Genomic DNA, 16,747 nt, shown 5'->3' with positions numbered 1-16,747 from the left:
CGAGACTAGGGCGTATCTCCCGACTCCGCACGTCGGGCGGGGCTCTCGTCGGCCGTGCCTGCTCCCGCCCGGAACAGCCGTGCCACCATGTCGTCTGCCGTGGTGTCGCCGAGTGTCCACGGCTGGAAAATGACGCGGTTGATGATCGGTGCGATCACCACGTCCATGACGTCGTCTTCGGTGACGGCGGTCTCGGGGTGCCGTGCCAGCAGTTGCGTCGCCTCGGTGCGCCGGTTGCGAAGGCAGTCCGACGTGCGCTCTCCCGCCGCTCCGGCGCCACCGCGGAGGAGGGCGGCGTTGACCGGCTTGCGGAAGTGGGTGACGATGCCGCCCGCCCAGTCGGTGAGGTCGTCGCGAAGATCGCCGCGCTCGGCGAGTGGGCGATCCGGGTCGAGATGGTAGGTGGCGATGTCGTTGAGCAGCGTGGGGAGGTCGCCCCAGCGGCGGTAGATGCTGGTCGGGTTGACGCCGGCGCGTTCGGCGATCATCGGCACCGTGACGCGCTCGCTGCCCTTCTCTTTGACGAGCTCCTCGACGGCGGTGCGCACGCTGTGGATGACCGCGGCGCTGCGTCCGCCCGTCCGCTTCGACGGTGTGGTCGTAGACATGGGAATAGCTTAAAGCAAATCTTGTTGCTTTTTGACAGATCGCGCTTTATAGTCCATTAAAGCAACTCAATTTGCTTTTAGGAGGCCCCGATGTCCACTGCAGGAGACGCCTGCCCGACCGTCGCGACAGGTGGAATCGCCGTCGCCCGGCCGCAGGCCCGCACGGGTCGCCTACGGTCGGCCCGGCTCCGCCCGGCCGCCGCCTTCACGGGCACCGCTCTGGCGTTCGTTGCCGTCGCTCTCGCCGTCGGCGCTCCCAGCCCGCTCTTCGTGCTCTACCAGCAGGAGTGGGGATTCCCGTCGTGGCTGCTCACCGTCGCATTCGCGATCTACGCCGTCACGCTGCTGATCACACTGCTGGTCGCCGGCTCGCTCTCCGACCACGTCGGCCGGCGTCCGGTGCTGATCGGCGCACTCGCCCTCCAGGCCGCTGCGATGCTCATGTTCCTGTTCTCGAGGGACATCGGCGCGATCATCGCCGCGCGTTCCGTACAGGGCGTCGCGACCGGTGCGGCGATGAGCACCTTCACCGCTGCACTCGTCGAGCTCGCGCCCGAGCGCCAGAAGAGGCTCGGGGCGACCATCGGATCCACCGCCCCGGTCGGCGGCATCGCGCTCGGGGCGTTCTTCACCGGGCTCGCGGTTCAGTTCAGCGCCCAGCCGACCACCCTCGTCTTCGTGACGCTCGCCCTGCTGTTCGCGGCCGGCATCGTCGTGGTCGCCGCGTCGCCCGAGACCGTCGCGCCGCGGCCCGGTGCACTGCGGTCGCTCACACCCCGCCTCTTCATCCCGCCGGCCGCGCGCAGCGAGTTCGTTGCGGCCCTCCCGCTGTTCGTCGCGACGTGGATGCTCGCCGGCCTGTTCATCGGGCTCTCGCCCTCGATCCTGCACGGTGTCTTCCACCTCGACTCGGGGATTCTGAACGGTGCGATCGTGGCCGTTCCCCCTGCGGTCGGCGCCGTGGCGGGTCTGTTGCTCACCCGGGCCCCTGCCCGCACGACCACGGTGTGGTCGATGGCGGCCATCATGGTCGGGGTGGCGCTCGCCGCGGTCGGGATCGCGGGCGGGATCCTCGCCGTGCTGTTCGCCGGTGCCGTCGTCGCCGGCGCGGGATTCGGCGCCGGGTTCTCGGCGATGTTGCGGATCATCGCACCGCTCGCCCCCAACGACCAGCGTGCCGAGCTGTTCGCCGGAGTGTTCCTCGTGAGCTATCTGGCCTACGGCATCCCCGCGCTCGCAGCCGGGGAGCTGATCGGCGCGGTCGGACTCCTGCCGACCGCGCTGGGGTACACGGCCGCGATCGCCGTGGCCGCGGCGGTCGCGATGGTGGTTCAGATCGTGCGGCTCGCCCGCTCCACCCGGCTCGCGGAACCGATCACGTCAGGTCGATGAGCACCTTTCCCACGATGCCGTTCTTCACGGCGTCGTGGGCGGCGGCCGTCTGCTCGAGCGGGAAGCGCGTGATGGGGAGGCCGTGCTCCGCTCCGACGGGAAGGGCTCCAGCCGCTGCGGCCGCGGCGACGGCGCGCACGGCGGCCGCCTTCGCCTCGGGTGACACCGTGTAGGTCAGCAGGAACTGCCAGCGCAGGTTCTTCTGCATCGACGGGCGGATCGGGATCGTCACCTCGGCCGACCCGGGGGCGTCCGCATAGCTCGCGATCGTCGCGTTGCGGCCCGCGATCCTCGTGTCGAGTTCGGCGTTCGCGCTCACGTTCACCTCCACCACGATGTCGACTCCGCGAGGCGCCAGCGCGCCGATGGCCTCCGCCGTGTCCGGCTCGCGATAGTCGACGACGTGATGTGCGCCGGCAGCCCGGGCGAGCTCGGCCTTCTCGTGGCTGCTCACGGTGGCGATGACCGTCGCCCCCGCCCAGACGGCCAGCTGGATCGCGGCGTGACCGACGGCGCCCGCGCCGCCCGCGACCAGGACGGTGAGACCCTCGAGGGTGCCGGGCGCCAGCTCGAGCGGCGCCGACTCGGACGACGTGAGCGCCCGATGGGCCGTCAGGGCCGGGATGCCGAGCGACGCTCCGACATCGAAGCCGACATCGTCCGGAAGCGCGACGACCTGGTCGCGCGGGAGGACGACCAGCTCCTGTGCGGTGCCGTCCGGTCGCTGGTAGGCGGCGTCCCACACCCACACCCGGTCGCCCGGCGCCAGGCCGGACACCCCTGGCCCGACCTCGTCCACGACGCCGGCGCCGTCTTGGTTCGGCACCTGCGGACGGGGGAGCTCGGTGGGGCCGGAGCCCTGCCGCGACTTCCAGTCGGTCGGATTGACGCCGGAGACGTGGATGCGCACGCGCACCTGGCCTTCGCCGGCGTGCGGCTCGGGGCGCTCGCCGAGCGTGAGGACGTCGGAATCACCGGTGGACGAATAGCTGACAGCCTTCATGCGTCCAAGCCAACCACGTGGGAGGCGCACTCGTCAGCCCGCGGAGCAGGCTCCCGAGCTGATCGGCGTCGGGCCGACCGAGCCGAGCACCGGACGCAGCTCTTCGAGCGTGAGCGCGTATCCGGTGTCCGGGTCGACCGTCGAGCGCGCGAAGACGACGCCGACGACATCGCCGCTCTGATCGAGCAGTGGGCCGCCGGAATTGCCGGGGCGGATGGAACCGCGGAGCGAGTAGATCTGCCGCTCGACGGTTCCGCTCTGGTAGATGTCGGTGCCGCGGGCGGTGAGCTGGTCGCGGACGCGCTGCGGAGTGACCGTGAAGGGGCCGTCTCCGGGGTAGCCGGCCGCGTACGCCTGGTCGCCGGCGCCGAGATCCTGCCCGATGTCGAGCGCCGGTGCGCTCAGATCAGTGACGTCGAGCACCGCGAGGTCGCGCTCGGGGTCGAACGCGACGAGCGTCGCACGGTCGACGGTGGTGCCGCCGGACTCCCGAACGACGATCGACGATGCGCCGGCCACGACGTGTGCGTTCGTGACGACGCGGCCGCGCTGCACCACCCAACCGCTGCCTTCGGAGTCCACACCGCAGGCGGGCTTCGAGGCCAGCACCGTCACGACGGACTGCTGCGAATTCGCCACCCCGGCCGGCACGGTCGAGTCGGGCGCTCCGATGCTCTTGATCGACTCCCCGCCCTCGAACACCTTGGGGAGGCCCGCACCCGCGAGGGCGTCGTCGACCGCGCCGAGCACGGTCGAGGAGGGGAGCGGCGCGATTCCGTTCAGAGTGGAGACGACCCGGGACGAGTCGGCGGCCTGAACGACGGTCGCGAGGCTGGTCGCCATCGCGAACCCGGCGACCAGCCAGACCACGACGGCCCAGGTGACGAAGCCGAGCGCTGCACCGATCAGGGAGTCGACCCAGCGGATCGGCCCGCGACGCAGCACCTTGCCGATCACCGAAGCGGCGGCGGTGGCGAGCGCGTAGACCACGGCAGCACAGACCAGCAGGACGACGGCGGCCACGATGGATCGCTGGCTGACCCCGGTGAGCCCGGAGGAAGCCATCCAATTGACGACCATCGGTGCGAGCAGAAGGCCGAGGGCCAGGCCGACGCCGAGGCCGATCAGCGCGCCGGCGGCACGGATGGCGCCGTTGCTCCAGCCTGCGGCCACCGCGAGAACGGCGAGCACCAGCAGCACGACGTCGACCACGATCTCCACGCGACTCACCCTGCCCCACCAGGCTGGGCGCGGGCTGGGGTGGGGGTGCACGTCGGCGGTGGTTCTCCTCCAGGTCCTTCAGGTCCGCCCTCCGCCCTCCGCCCTCCGCGCTCCGCCCGATCAGCGTGGGCGGGAGACGGAGGCCGCCATCGCGCGCGGCGGAGTCCTGCGGCGCGCGGGGCTGAAGCCGATCACCGCGACACCGGCGATCACGACGGCGCCGCCGAGCAGTTCGGCGGGCTGCGGGACCTCCCCGAGCCAGACCGCCGCGATCCCCACGGCGACCGGCGACACGAGGTAGAGCAGGGACGTCGCGGTGGCCATCGGCAGGCGCGCCACCGCGTAGCCCCAGAGCACGAATCCGGCGGCGGAGGGCAGCACTCCGAGGTAGGCCGCCCCGAGCCAGGCCTCCGGACCGGCGGACGCCAGTGCAGGGAGCGACCACGGCAGTGCGGCCAGCAGCGGGATGAGCCCTGCGACCATCGCATACGTGGCGACCTCCAGCCCCGAGTAGCGGCGGAGAAGGGGCTTGGTCAACGGGTGATAGACGCCCTGGACGACCATCGCCGCCAGCACCAGCCACACCGCTGCGCTCAGCGTGAGGCCCGACCGTGCGACCGAGACGATGGCGACGCCGCCGAGCGCGACACCGCTGCCGATGAGCTTGAGCGGGGTGAGGCGCTCGCCGAAGGCACCGGCGGCGATGGCCACGCTCACGAGGGGAGCGGCGGCGACGATGAGGCTCGCGGTGCCCGCGGGAACGGTCAGCTCGCCGGCGGTCAGGAGCACCTGGTAAGCCGCCATCCCGATCACCCCGCAGGCCGCGATGAGCGGGAGGTCGCGACCGGCGGGGAGGCGCACACCGGCGAACGGTGCGACGACGAGCAGGGCGAGGCAGGCGACCGCCGTGCGCACGAGCGCCAGGCCGAGCGGCCCGAGCGCGGGAGCTGCGGCGCGGATGGCCGGGAAGGCGCTGGCCCACAGCACGACGACCAGCATGCCTGCGGTGACGATACGGACGCGTGCGATGCCTGCCGAGCTCATGAGTCCACCCTGGGCGCACGCATTCGAAAAGTCCATTTACTTTGATTGGTGGAACGCGTAAGAATCGATGATGTGTTAGACGCGAGAAAGCTCCGGATGCTGGCCGAACTCGACAGGCTCGGCACGGTCGCCGCCGTCGCCGCGGAACTGCGTCTGACCCCGCCGGGTGTGTCGATGCAACTGGCGGCCCTGGAGCGCGAGCTCGGCCTCCCGCTCACCGAGCGCCGGGGCAGGGGCCTCGCCCTCACCGCGGCGGGCCGCACGCTGGCCGCCCACGGCGGTGCGGTCTCCGACCTCCTCTCGCTCGCGGAGCTGGAGGTGGCGGCCCTGCGCGACGGCGTGGTCGGGACCTATCGCGTGGGGGCTTTCCCGTCGATCGCACGCACCGTGGTGGCCGGCGCCTGGCGGACCCTGCGACAGGATGGCGGTCTCGGGATCCGGATGGAGCTGCTCGAGCTCGAACCGCGCGACGCCCTGTCGGCGCTCGCCGCCGGCGAGGTGGACATCGCTCTCACCCACGCCTACTCGAACATGGCCGAGACGGTCGGTCCCGGCTTCGTCGCGACGCTCATCGCAGTGGAGCCGGTCTGGCTCGCGGTGCCGGCCGGCGACCCGGCCGGCACCGATGGGCCGGCGGATCTCCGGTGGTTCGCCGACCACGACTGGGTCGTGCCCCACCGGCGCTGGACCTGCTACGAGATGACCGAGCGGGCCTGCGGCCTCGCGGGGTTCGCGCCGCGGTCGGTGGCGGAGGCGACCGACTTCGCCGTCCTCCTCGCGCTCGTCGACGCGGGCGCGGGCGTCGCGCTCGTGCCCGAGCTGACCGTCGCCGAGGTCCCCGACGGTGTGCGGCTGGTTCCTCTGGCGACCCCGGTGACGCGCAACGACTACGCGGTCGTCCGGGCGGGCTCGGCGACCGATCCCGGTCTGCTGCGCGTGCGGTCGCTGCTCGCGGAGACGGCGGCCGGCCTGCTCGCCGAGCGTGAGCGAACCTCCGTCCGTCGCTGACCCTCGCGCGGATGCCGGCCGACGCGTGGGTATATTACGAGAAGGCGCCGGGTGCCCCGAAGCCCCGCGCGGAGGAGGAGCCGTGCCCAAGGGAGCGAACCTCCCCGCGATCGCCGCGTTCAACGAGACCGTGGTGCTCGACGCTGTGCGCCGCTCCGAAGGCGGTCTGAGCAGGGTCGAGCTCGCCTCCGTCACCGGGCTGTCCGCTCAGACGGTCACCAACGTCACGCGGCGGCTGCTCGCGCAGGGACTCATCCGGGAGGCCGGCAAGCAGAACGAGGGCAGCCCGGGCAAGCCGCGCACGCTCCTGCGCCTGGACCCGGCGGGTGCGTACGCCGTCGGGGTGCACCTCGACCCGACCGTGATCACCTGCGTGCTCCTCGACCTCGAGGGCGAGGTCGTCGAGCACGATCGGCGGCCGTCGCCCCCCGACGGCGACGCGAAGGAGACGCTGGCGGCGATCCTGGAGGCCATCGGCTCCGTTCTGGCGACGCCGGGGGTGGATGCAGCCAGAGTCATCGGGGTGGGTGTGGCAGCCCCTGGCCCGATCGATGCCGAGACCGGAGTGGTCGTGCGGCCTCCGCTGATCCCCGGCTGGAACGACTTCCACCTGCGCGACGAGCTCACCAGCGCGACCGGACTGCCGTCGCTGGTCGCCAAGGACGTGATCAGTGCGGCCGTCGCAGAGCGCTGGCGCGACCCGGCCGGAGCCAGCAAGGACTACGCGTTCATCTACTACGGAACCGGCGCCGGAATCGGCCTCGTACTGAACGGCGAGGTGTACACCGGCTCGACCGAGAACGCGGGCGACGCCGGCCACGTCCTGGTCGATCCGGGCGGCGCGCTGTGCGCATGCGGGCGCCGCGGCTGCTGGGGCGAGTCCGTGCGTCCCCAGCGCCTGGTCATGCAGGGGATCTGGGCCGGCGTGCTGGAGCCTCCCGGCGGCGAGACGGTGGTCGACGGCGTCGACCTCGAGCTCGACGTGGAGGTCGTCGACACGCTGTTCACGCAGCTGACCGCCGCGGCAGACGCGGGCGACGGGCGCGCCGCCGCGATCGTGGACCGATCGATCCGGAACACGGCCTTCTACCTGTCGAACCTCGCCGCCCTGCTCGACATCGACCGGGTTGTCTTCGGCGGCCCGTCGTGGTCGCGGGTCGAGAGCAGATACCTCGAGCAGCTGCCGGGCCGGATGGCCGAGATCGACATGAGCATCCTCACGCACCCGGTGCTGCTGCAGGGCACCGCGGTCGGCGAGGACGTCGCGGCCGTCGGCGCCGCGTGCCTCGTGCTCGACGAGACTTTCTCGCCACGCGTCGGGCGTCTCTGACGCCTCCTTCGGCTGTCCCCCGAGCGAGGGGAGGACGGCAACTTCTGCGCAGCTCTTGATCTATAAATCAAATTGATTTATAAATTACGAAGAGTCCACGGCATGGGAGCCGGCGGACCTCAATGCAAAGGAGCATCGATGAAGCGAAGCAGGGTACTGGCCGCAGCAGTTGCCGCAGCCGCTCTCGTCGCGTTGGCGGGCTGCTCGTCGTCCTCCGGGGGCGGCGACGGCAAGACCATCAAGGTCGCCTTCCAGGACTACGGGTCGGACATCATGTCCAACTTCATGAACAAGGCCAAGACCGACTTCGAGAAGGCGAACCCGGGGAACACCGTCACTCTGGTGCCGATCAAGGCGGCGGAGAACGACTACTACACGAAGCTCGCTCTGATGAACCGCGCGGCCACCACGGCGCCCGACATCATGTCGGAGGACACCTTCCTCATCCGCGCCGACGCGCAGGCCGGCTACCTCGCCCCGCTCGACTCCTACGTGTCGAAGTGGTCGGACTGGTCCAACTTCTTCGACAACGCCAAGGACGCGGGCAAGGGCGACGACGGCAAGGTCTACGGCATCCCCACCGGAACCGACACGCGCGGTCTCTGGTACAACAAGCAGATCTTCGAGAAGGCCGGCATCCCCACGCCGTGGCAGCCGAAGACCTGGGACGACGTGATCAGCGCCGCCAAGAAGATCAAGGTCGCCGACCCCGGTGTGATCCCGCTCAACATCTTCTCGGGCAAGGCCGCCGGTGAGGCGAGCTCGATGCAGGGCTTCGAGATGCTCCTCTACGGAGCCAGCGAGAAGGGTCTCTACGACGACTCGACCTCCAAGTGGATCACCGGCTCGAAGGCGTTCACCGACTCGCTCGACGTGATCAAGGAGGTCTACCAGGGCGGTCTCGGCCCGAGCCAGGAGATCACGAGCGACACCAACTACCAGAACACGGTCAACAACCAGCTCGTGCCGCAGGGCAAGCTGGCCATCAACCTCGACGGATCGTGGGCCTCCAACGCGTGGCTGCCCACCGGCGCCACCCCGTGGGCCGACTGGGACAAGGTCATGGGCGTCGCCAAGATGCCGACGCAGAAAGGCCAGGAGCCCGGCTCGATCAGCCTCTCCGGCGGCTGGACCTTCTCGATGGGCGCGAAGAGCTCGGCGAAGGACCTGGCCTGGAAGTTCATCACCTTCCTGACCGACAAGCAGCGATCGCTCGAGTACAACATCAACACGGCGGGCATCCCGGTGCGCAAGGACGTCGCGGACGACGAGAAGTACAAGACGTCGAACCCGACCTCCGAGTTCTTCTCCTCGCTCGTCGCGGTCACCAAGTTCCGCCCCGCGACACCGGACTACCCGAAGATCTCCAACGGCATCCAGGTCGCGATGGAGTCGGTCATGACCGGCCAGGCCTCGCCGTCCGAGGCCGCCAAGACCTACGACGACTCGGTCGTGGGGATCGTAGGCAAGGACAAGACGGAGTCGAAGTAACGTGACCTCCACTCTGGATGCCGTCGGCTCCGACGCGCGCGGCCGGGCCAGCCAGGCCCGGCCGCCGCGCGGCCAGCAGAAGGCTCGTTCGCGCGCACACACCCGGCGGTCCCTCGCCCGGGCCGTCCCCCTGGTGCCGGCCATCGGCCTCCTGGTCGTCTTCCTGGTCGGGCCGATCCTGTCGTCGTTCTACGGCTCGTTCACCAACATGTCGCTCACCGGCTCGTCGGCGGCGTCGGCGCAGTGGGTGGGCCTCCAGAACTACATCGACTTGTTCAAGAGCCCGGACTTCCCGGTGTCGGTGTGGCTGACGCTGGTGTTCCTGATCGGTTCGGCGGTCATCGGCCAGAACGTCGTCGGCATGGTGCTCGCCCTGCTGATGCGCAACGGCAGCCGCTGGGTGGGCGCCCTCGTCTCGACGTTCGTCGTCGGTGCCTGGGTGCTGCCGGAGATCGTGGCGGCGTTCGCGTCGTACGCGTTCTTCAGCCAGCACGGCACGCTCAACGCCATCCTCGCCGCCTTCGGCGTCACCGGCCCGTCGTGGCTGTTCGCGTTCCCGATGCTGTCGATCATCCTCGCCAACACCTGGCGCGGTGCCGCCTTCTCGATGCTGGTCTACTCGGCCGCCCTGCAGGAGGTGCCGCCCGAGATCACCGAGGCGGCGGAGGTCGACGGCGCGAACGGCGTGAAGAGGTTCTTCCTCGTGACGCTGCCGATGATCCGGCGCAGCATCTCCACGAATCTGATGCTCATCACGCTGCAGACCCTTTCGGTCTTCACGCTCATCTACGTGATGACCGGCGGAGGACCGGGAAACAAGAGCATGACCCTTCCCGTTCTGGCCTACCAGGAGGCCTTCAAGTTCTCCGAGCTCGGCTACGGCACGGCCATCGCGACCATCCTGCTGCTCGTCGGCGCGGTCTTCGCGATCGTCTACGTTCGCGCTCTCAAGACGGAGGTGGACTGATGAAGCTGTCCTCGCCCAACGGCCTCGCCCTGAAATGGACGGCCAACATCCTTCTGCTGCTCATCGGCATCGTGTTCGTGCTGCCCCTGGTGTGGGTGGTGCTCGCGTCGTTCGACGGAAGCGCGACCCTGTCGGTCGCCTGGCCGAAGCAGTGGACGCTGGAGAACTTCCAGAAGGTGCTCACTCCCGAGCTCGCGTTCGTGCCGCTGTGGAACAGCCTCCTGCTGTCGGCCGGGTGCGCGATCCTCACGGTGATCGTCGCCGTGCTCGCCGCCTACCCGCTGTCGCGGTACCGCAACCGCTTCAACCGGCCGTTCCTGTACGCGATCCTGTTCGGGACCTGCCTGCCGATCACCGCGATGATGGTGCCGGTCTACAGCCTGTTCGTGTCGCTCAACCTGATCGACTCGCTCGGTGGGACGATCCTGTTCATGGCGGCGTCGTCGCTCCCCATGGCGATCTGGATGACGAAGAACTTCGTCGACTCGGTGCCGATCTCCCTCGAGGAGGCAGCGTGGGTCGACGGCGCCTCGAGCATGAAGACGCTGTGGACCGTGGTGGTGCCGCTCGTGCGCCCCGGGATCGCCGTCGTCTTCATCTACGTGTTCGTCGCGGCCTGGGGCAACTTCTTCGTCCCGTTCGTGCTGCTGCTCAGCCCCGGCAACCAGCCGGCGGCGGTGAGCATCTTCACGTTCTTCGGGCAGTACGGCGCTGTGGCCTACGGCCAGCTCGCCGCGTACTCGCTCATCTACTCCGTGCCCGTCATCGCTCTCTACGTGATCGTCTCCCGCTCCCTGGGCGGTTCGTCGGCGCTCGCCGGAGCGGTCAAGGGCTAGCCCGTACCTCTTATATAGAAGGAGTCGTCGTTTGTACCAGCAGAACCAGCTCGCCGAGTTGCGGGTCGACCGTTTCGTCCGCGAGCGCCTGACGCCCGCCCTCGAGCGGGCGTCCGTGCCGGTGTCCGTCGAGATGTGGGAGGTGCCCGACGAGCCGGTGCCCTTCGCGCAGGCGGTGCAGGGGCGGTTCGAGCCCTTCGCCGTCGGTCGGCCGTGGGGACGGCCGTGGGGGACGGTCTGGTTCCGGGTCACCGGCACAGTGCCTGCCGAGTGGGAGGCCGACCCGGCAGAGGTGGAGCTCGTGGTCGATCTCGGCTTCACGGCGGGGCAGGTCGGCTTCCAGGCGGAGGGCCTGGTCTGGGCGGGCGACGGCACGATCGTCAAGGCGCTCGAGCCGCTCAACGACTACGTCCGGCTGCGGGCGGCGCCGGGGGAGTCGTTCGAACTCTTCATCGAGGCGGCGTCCAATCCCGACGTCGGCTCGGACTGGTCGTTCCGCCCGACGCCGGTCGGCCGGAAGTCGACCGCGCCGACGACCTCCATCTACACGCTGCGGCGCATCGACGTCGTGCACCGCGACACCACGGTCTGGGAGCTGATCCAGGACATCTTCACCGTGCGCGGACTGGCTGCGGCGCTGCCGGACACGTCGCCGCGCCGCGCCGCACTGTTCACCGCCCTGGAGGACGCCGTCGTCGCCGTCGACCCGTTCGCCGTGTCGGCCACGGCCGCCCGGGGCCGGGCCGCGCTCGCCGCCGTGCTCGCCTCGCCGGCCGCTGCCACGGCTCACCGTGTGTTCGCCGTCGGCCACGCGCACATCGACTCGGCCTGGCTCTGGCCGGTGCGCGAAACGATCCGCAAGTGCGCGCGCACGTTCTCGAACGTGCTCGACCTGATGGACCAGGATCCGGACTTCGTCTTCGCCTGCTCGTCGGCGCAGCAGTTCGCCTGGATGCAGCAGTACTACCCGGAGCTGTTCGAGCGCATCCGGGCGCGCGTCGCCGAGGGCCGGTTCATCCCGGTCGGCGGGATGTGGGTGGAGTCGGACACCAACCTCCCCGGCTCCGAGGCGATGGCCCGGCAGTTCGTGGAGGGCAAGCGCTTCTTCGCGGACGAACTCGGCTACGAGCCGCGCGAGGTCTGGCTGCCCGACTCGTTCGGCTACTCGGGGGCCCTCCCGCAGATCGCACGTGCCGCCGGGATGGACCACTTCCTGACGCAGAAGATCTCGTGGAACGAGGTGAACCGCTTCCCGCACCACACGTTCGAGTGGGAGGGCATCGACGGTACGCGCATCTTCACGCACTTCCCGCCGGTCGACACCTACAACTCCATCCTCTCGGGGGAGGAGCTGGCGCACGCGGAGCACAACTTCGCCGACAAGGGCAGGGCGAACACCTCCCTGGTGCCGTTCGGGTTCGGCGACGGAGGCGGTGGTCCGACCCGCGAGATGGTCGCCGCGGCCGCGCGCACGGCCGACCTCGAAGGCTCGCCGACCGTGCGGGTCGCATCGCCCGCCGCGTTCTTCGCGGCGGCCCGCGCCGAGTTCGACCTCGCGCCGGTGTGGGCCGGGGAGCTCTACCTCGAGTTCCACCGCGGCACGTACACATCGCAGGCCCGCACCAAGCAGGGCAACCGCCGCAGCGAGGCCCTGCTGCACGAAGCGGAGCTCTGGGCGGCGACCGCCGCCGTTCGAACGGGCGCCGAGTACCCGGCGGAGGAACTGCGCCGGGCCTGGCGCACGGTGCTGCTGCAGCAGTTCCACGACATCCTGCCCGGGTCGTCGATCGGCTGGGTGCACGACCAGGCCGTCGAGAACTACGCGGCCGTCGCCCGCAGCCTGGAGGATGTGATCGCCCGGTCGCTCGCCGCGCTGGGCGCGTCCGGCGAGGAGTCGGGCGCCGTCGCGAACGCGTCGCCGTACGCCGTCGACGGCGTCGCCCCGGGAGGAACGGGAGTCCCGCGCCGTGGCTCGGACGTCCGCGTCGAGCGCGATGGCGACACCGTCCGCCTGGTGAACGGCCGGATCGCGGTCACGGTCGACGCCGACGGTCTCATCCCGTCGATCGTGGACGCGGCGACCGGGCGGGAGGCCGTGCCGGCGGGTACCCGCGCGAACCTCTTGCAGCTGTTCCGCGACACCCCGACCCAGTGGGACGCGTGGGATGTCGACGTCGAATACCGGTTGTCCGGGGAGGATCTCACGGCCGTCGAGTCGCTCGACGTCGTGACGGAGACGCCGGAGCTCGCTGCCCTCCGGCTGGTGCGCCGGTTCGGCGACTCCGCCGTGACGCAGACGCTGAGCCTGGCCGCCGGCTCGTCGGCGCTCGACATCGAGACCGAGGTCGACTGGCACGAACGGCAGCGGATGCTGAAGCTCGGCTTCCCCGTCGACGTGCACACGACCTCGGCGCGATCGGAGATCCAGTTCGGCCACATCGACCGGCCGACGCACACCAACACCAGCTGGGATGTCGCGCGCTTCGAGACCAGCGCACACCGCTGGGTGCACGTGGGCGAGTCGGGCTTCGGGGTGGGTATCGCCAACGACGCCAGCTACGGCCACGACATCACGCGGCACGAGCGGGAGGGCGGGGGGACGTACTCGTTCGTGCGGCAGACGCTGCTGCGGGCGCCGCTCTTCCCCGACCCGGAGGCCGACCAGGGGGCGCACACCCTCCGCAGCTCCATCGTCGTCGGCGACGTCGACGCCGCGATCGAGACCGGCTACCGCCTCAACCTGCCGCTGCGCCCGGCCGCTGCCGGCGTGGAGCCGCTCGTGGCCTCCTCGTCGCCCGCCGTGGTCGTGGAGACCGTGAAGCTCGCCGAGGACGGCTCGGGCGACGTGATCGCCCGGCTGTACGAAGGCCACGGGTCGCGGGCAGAGACGACGCTCGCCGTCGGCTTCGCCCACGAGCGCATCGTTCGCACCGACCTGCTGGAGCGCACGACCGGCGAGGGCTCGACCGCCCTGACCCTCCGACCCTTCGAACTCGTCACGCTGCGGTTCGTCCGCGGCTGACACCTGACCGCCCGCCCCGGGCCGCGCGAACCCCGGGGCGGGCAACATCGCCTCCCGCCGCATCGCGTCACTTCGCCGTGCGATCCGCTCCCGAACTGGGGTGTGCGAACGGCGAGGAATGGCCACTCCGTGCGGTTATCCTGTGCAGACGACGGCGGAGGTGGGCAGGATGACGGCGACGTGGCGCAGGCGCGTTCTCGTGGTCGAGGACCATGCCCTGCTGCGTTCGCTCGTCGCCGAAGCGTTCACCCAGCGCGGGTTCGAGGTCGCGGCGTCACCGTCGGCCGTCGAGGCCCTCCGCGTCCTCGACGACGCCGACCCCGACCTGCTCGTGACCGACATCGATCTGGGATCCCGGCCCAACGGCGTCGAGCTGGCCACCATCCTGCGCGAGCGCGCGCCGCAGATCGCGGTCCTGTTCCTGAGCAATCTGTCCCTGGAGGCCGCCGCGGCGCAGGCGCGTGACACCGTCGCGGGAGCCTCCTTCGTGAACAAGGGCGCGATCGCCTCGGTCGACGAGCTGGTCGACGCCGCGGAAGCCGTGCTCACCGACCGCCCGGTCCGGCACGTGAGCGGAGCGGAGGGAGCACAGGGCGCGTTGCTGCGCCTCAGCACGGCCCAGCGGGAGACCACCCGGCTGCTGGCCGAAGGGCTCACGAACGCCGAGATCGCCCGCCGACGCGGGGTCTCGGTCAGGGCGGTCGAGAAGAGCGTCGCGCGGGTGTTCCAGGCGCTCGGACTCGTCGGCGACGACGCGACCGCTCCTCGCGTCGCGGCGGCGACCCTCTACACGGCCACCTACGGCAACCCCCGGTCCGGACTGTGAGCGCCACCGCCTCCATCGCCAGACGCCTGATCGCCCAGGCGACGGGACCCTCCGCCGCCACCATCTGGACGTGGCTGGTCACGGCTCCGATCGCGCTGACCGTGATGTCGGGGCTGCAGTACGTGACCGGCGGCCCGGGAGCGGTCGTCGCCGTCGCCGCAGTCGAGCACGTCGCCGTCGGCCTTCTCCTGATCGCGCTCCGGCTCCTGTTGCTGCTCGTCCCGCTGTCCGCGCGCGCCGTGACGGTGTTCGCCTCGTTCGCGGTGATTGGTGTGCTGCGTCCCCTGCTGTTCCTCGGTGCCGGCATACTGCTGCACATCCCGGTCGCGGCCGGCAACCTCGGCGGCCGGATCCTGATCAACATGGTCACGACCGTCGCGATGTTCTCGCTGATCGCCGTCGCCGTGCAACTGGTGCGCGACCACACCGGCGTCTACCGCAGGCTGCGCGCGGCCCAGGAGGCCTCCGCCCGCGACGCGGAGCGCGCCGCCGCGCGGATCCGGCAGCTCCGGCACTCGGCCGTCGACGCCGTGCTCGAGCAACTGGAGAGCGCGACGTCCGACGCGGCGATCCAGGGCATCCCTCCCGGCGAGGCCGCGACGCTGTTGCGCGGACTCGCGGAGGAGGTGGTCCGGCCGGCGAGCCACCGCATCTACGACGAGGAGTTCGCCGACACCGGCGATGGCGTCCTTCCCGGCGACGGCACCGAGCTGCAGCCCGTTCGCCGCCGGGAGTGGATCGCGTCGGTCTTCGGCGCGATGCAGGCGGCGCCCCCGCTGGCGCTCGCCGTTCTGTTCGTCCTCCTCGTGCTGCCGTTCGGCATCTGGCAGTACGGCGTGCTCTTCATGCTGCCGCCGCTCGGCTGCGGCTTCGCCGTGCTCATCGGCGGCAATGCGGTGATGGTGCCACTCGTCCGCAGCGCACCTCCCGTCCTTCGCCTCTTCGTCGTGCTCGTCGGATACGCGCTGGTGGGCGTCCTGTTGTCGGCGGCGAGCCAGCTCGTGATCCGGCTGCTCGGCGGTGACCCGCGCCTGGTCTGGTTCGAAGCCGCGACCTACTGGGTGGTGGGCTTCGCCGTCGCGTTCGTCGCCTCGCTCACGGCCCGCATGCGCCGCGACCAGAGCGAGCTGGAGGCGGCCATCCAGTCGAACATCCGCGCCGCCGCCGCCACCCGCTCTGCGCTGGAGCACGAGCGCGCCGGGCTCGCCCGCCTCCTGCACTCCGGGGTGCAGTCGGAGCTGATCGCTGCGGCGCTGGCGCTGGGATCCGGTTCGGCTCAGGACGCCTCCGCCGAGCTCCGGGACGTCGTCGACAAGATCCGCGCCGAGCTGAGCGCACCGCGCATCGAGCCGGAGGCCGCCGATCGCATCGCGGCCCTGGTCGAGAGCTGGGGTTCCGCCATCCCGTTGCGGTCGTCCATCGGCGACGTGTGGGACCGGCTGGGCGAGCCGGAGAGGGCGGAGGCCGTCGTCGACGCGATCTCGGAGGGCCTCGCCAACGCCGTGCGACACGGCGACGGCACACCGGTGACGCTCGAGGTGAGCCCGGTGGCCCCGAACGGTGTCTCGGTGCTCGTCGTCTCGGGGGGCGTGCTGTCGTCGACGAGGCCGGGAATCGGGCTGCTCCAGCTCGCCGAACGCGGGGAGGTCGCGCTTCGCGAGAGCGCCGGTCGCGTCGAGCTCGCCGTCGCCATCCCGTAGGTCACGCGCCTGTCGTAGCAGCCGTACCCACCCGCCGTCGTGCGGATCCGCGGAGCTATCTTCGTGGTGATCGGACCCGCATCCGAGATCAATCCGGGCCCGGGGTGCTTCTGCGTGACCCGAACGCGCGGGATGCGCCCCGACCCCGGTTCTCCTTCCTCCTCCTGTGTTCGCCTTTCTCGTCGGCCGGACGATTTCGTCGGATCTATTCATCCGCATTGATAGAACGTCCAGCCGAAATGGGGTAGAAATGGTTGGTACGCCTGAAGCCGTCGTCCCCCCGCGACGCCTCGACCCGA

The 16,747-nt window shown here is 70.6% G+C and carries 13 protein-coding genes; 9 read left to right on the top strand and 4 right to left on the bottom strand.

What is annotated here, in order from left to right; all coding sequences use genetic code 11:
• Positions 1 to 5: 5 nt before the first annotated feature.
• Positions 6 to 608: a TetR/AcrR family transcriptional regulator gene (locus tag KNO15_RS08745; protein ID WP_241703186.1), complete on the bottom strand. Its 603-nt coding sequence runs from the start codon at positions 606 to 608 to the stop codon at positions 6 to 8.
• A 90-nt stretch (positions 609 to 698) separates the two neighbouring features.
• Here KNO15_RS08745 and KNO15_RS08740 point away from each other — a divergent pair, with 90 nt between their 5' ends.
• Complete coding sequence (locus KNO15_RS08740) at positions 699 to 2,000, top strand: MFS transporter (RefSeq protein ID WP_241703185.1); 1,302 nt, start codon at positions 699 to 701, stop codon at positions 1,998 to 2,000.
• Here the strand turns inward: KNO15_RS08740 and KNO15_RS08735 are convergent.
• The 3 genes from KNO15_RS08735 to KNO15_RS08725 all read right to left on the bottom strand — a co-directional run bounded on the left by KNO15_RS08735 (position 1,984) and on the right by KNO15_RS08725 (position 5,268).
• Positions 1,984 to 3,003 carry an NADPH:quinone reductase gene (locus KNO15_RS08735; RefSeq protein WP_241703184.1) on the bottom strand — a complete coding sequence of 340 codons (1,020 nt, stop codon included), beginning with the start codon at positions 3,001 to 3,003 and terminating at the stop codon, positions 1,984 to 1,986. The genes KNO15_RS08740 and KNO15_RS08735 overlap by 17 nt on opposite strands.
• Before the next feature lie 33 nt (positions 3,004 to 3,036).
• The gene (locus tag KNO15_RS08730; RefSeq protein ID WP_241703183.1) at positions 3,037 to 4,224 is read right to left on the bottom strand and encodes a MarP family serine protease; all 1,188 of its coding nucleotides are present in this window, start codon (positions 4,222 to 4,224) and stop codon (positions 3,037 to 3,039) included.
• 120 nt (positions 4,225 to 4,344) lie between these two features.
• Complete coding sequence (locus KNO15_RS08725; RefSeq protein ID WP_241703182.1) at positions 4,345 to 5,268, bottom strand: DMT family transporter; 924 nt, start codon at positions 5,266 to 5,268, stop codon at positions 4,345 to 4,347.
• 72 nt (positions 5,269 to 5,340) lie between these two features.
• On the opposite strand from KNO15_RS08725, the gene KNO15_RS08720 reads away from it, so the two are divergent.
• The 8 genes from KNO15_RS08720 to KNO15_RS08685 all read left to right on the top strand — a co-directional run bounded on the left by KNO15_RS08720 (position 5,341) and on the right by KNO15_RS08685 (position 16,448).
• The gene (locus tag KNO15_RS08720; RefSeq protein WP_241703180.1) at positions 5,341 to 6,276 is read left to right on the top strand and encodes a LysR family transcriptional regulator; all 936 of its coding nucleotides are present in this window, start codon (positions 5,341 to 5,343) and stop codon (positions 6,274 to 6,276) included.
• Positions 6,277 to 6,358: 82 nt separating this feature from the next.
• Complete coding sequence (locus tag KNO15_RS08715; protein ID WP_241703178.1) at positions 6,359 to 7,606, top strand: ROK family transcriptional regulator; 1,248 nt, start codon at positions 6,359 to 6,361, stop codon at positions 7,604 to 7,606.
• 138 nt (positions 7,607 to 7,744) lie between these two features.
• Positions 7,745 to 9,097 (top strand): extracellular solute-binding protein, encoded by a 1,353-nt coding sequence (locus KNO15_RS08710; RefSeq protein ID WP_241703177.1) that lies wholly within the window; start codon positions 7,745 to 7,747, stop codon positions 9,095 to 9,097.
• A 1-nt stretch (position 9,098) separates the two neighbouring features.
• Positions 9,099 to 10,064 carry a carbohydrate ABC transporter permease gene (locus tag KNO15_RS08705; protein ID WP_241703175.1) on the top strand — a complete coding sequence of 322 codons (966 nt, stop codon included), beginning with the start codon at positions 9,099 to 9,101 and terminating at the stop codon, positions 10,062 to 10,064.
• Complete coding sequence (locus KNO15_RS08700) at positions 10,064 to 10,900, top strand: carbohydrate ABC transporter permease (RefSeq protein WP_241703173.1); 837 nt, start codon at positions 10,064 to 10,066, stop codon at positions 10,898 to 10,900. Before KNO15_RS08705 ends, KNO15_RS08700 begins: the two co-directional genes overlap by 1 nt.
• Before the next feature lie 31 nt (positions 10,901 to 10,931).
• A complete protein-coding gene (locus KNO15_RS08695) occupies positions 10,932 to 13,922 on the top strand; it encodes an alpha-mannosidase (protein WP_241703171.1) in 2,991 nt (996 codons plus the stop codon).
• A gap of 169 nt (positions 13,923 to 14,091) precedes the next feature.
• On the top strand, positions 14,092 to 14,748 hold the full coding sequence (locus KNO15_RS08690; RefSeq protein ID WP_241703169.1) for a response regulator transcription factor: 657 nt from the start codon (positions 14,092 to 14,094) through the stop codon (positions 14,746 to 14,748).
• Entirely contained in the window at positions 14,745 to 16,448 is a 1,704-nt protein-coding gene (locus tag KNO15_RS08685) for a hypothetical protein (protein WP_241703167.1), read from the top strand. The genes KNO15_RS08690 and KNO15_RS08685 overlap by 4 nt, the downstream gene beginning before the upstream one ends.
• The last annotated feature ends 299 nt before the right edge of the window (positions 16,449 to 16,747 follow it).

The organism is Leifsonia shinshuensis (assembly GCF_022606355.1).
GTDB lineage: Bacteria > Actinomycetota > Actinomycetes > Actinomycetales > Microbacteriaceae > Leifsonia > Leifsonia shinshuensis_B.
Note: the sequence above shows the minus strand (reverse complement) of the source record. Positions and strands in the feature narration are given on the sequence as shown.

Bases quoted from the DNA above. Each gene is read 5' to 3' on its own strand.
- KNO15_RS08745 (WP_241703186.1), bottom strand. From the start codon at position 608: ATGTCTACGACCACACCGTCGAAGCGGACGGGCGGACGCAGCGCCGCG.
- KNO15_RS08740 (WP_241703185.1), top strand. From the start codon at position 699: ATGTCCACTGCAGGAGACGCCTGCCCGACCGTCGCGACAGGTGGAATC.
- KNO15_RS08735 (WP_241703184.1), bottom strand. From the start codon at position 3,003: ATGAAGGCTGTCAGCTATTCGTCCACCGGTGATTCCGACGTCCTCACG.
- KNO15_RS08725 (WP_241703182.1), bottom strand. From the start codon at position 5,268: ATGAGCTCGGCAGGCATCGCACGCGTCCGTATCGTCACCGCAGGCATG.
- KNO15_RS08710 (WP_241703177.1), top strand. From the start codon at position 7,745: ATGAAGCGAAGCAGGGTACTGGCCGCAGCAGTTGCCGCAGCCGCTCTC.
- KNO15_RS08700 (WP_241703173.1), top strand. From the start codon at position 10,064: ATGAAGCTGTCCTCGCCCAACGGCCTCGCCCTGAAATGGACGGCCAAC.
- KNO15_RS08690 (WP_241703169.1), top strand. From the start codon at position 14,092: ATGACGGCGACGTGGCGCAGGCGCGTTCTCGTGGTCGAGGACCATGCC.